The 480-nt window shown below is 53.1% G+C and carries 1 protein-coding gene; it reads right to left on the minus strand.

The features are described from left to right. Nucleotides 1-287: 287 nt before the first annotated feature. Nucleotides 288-480, minus strand: a 193-nt coding sequence (locus tag GTP77_RS30415) for a hypothetical protein (protein ID WP_223149421.1), incomplete at its 5' end; no start/stop codon positions are given.

Genomic DNA, 480 nt, shown 5'->3' on the forward strand with positions numbered 1-480 from the left:
GCTGCACCTGAACTGGAAGGTTGCGGCCTACAATTTGCGCCGCCTTTCCTACCTGAAGCAGGCCAACGTCGAGGCGTTCTAACGCCCGTAGTCCGCCTGGAGTGCCGAAATCAGGCGGTTGCGCTGGAGAGATGGCCAACTAATCGGCCCGACGGATCGCGTCTGCGCCTCAATGGGCATTATCTGCGTCATGCTCGGAGCCGATTTCCCAGTAATTCGAGGTCCCCTATTGTCGCTTGTTGCCGCCATTGTTCTGACAGTATTTGTTCTGTCCTTGGTACTTTTCGCTATTTTTGATGCACATTTCCTATGCATTCCATGGAAAGCTGTTGTAGCGCAATTTCAAACCTTCTTAGGGAAGCACTGATTAATTCATCGGACGCCGTTCCCTGCGGCAGTCCAACCTGAGACAATAACGGCACCCCCACTGTCCGCCATCGACCATGCAAAAGAGCTTTTCCGACCTTGAATATGCTGCCA

Source organism: Pseudoduganella aquatica, assembly GCF_009857595.1.
Lineage (GTDB): Bacteria > Pseudomonadota > Gammaproteobacteria > Burkholderiales > Burkholderiaceae_D > Rugamonas > Rugamonas aquatica_A.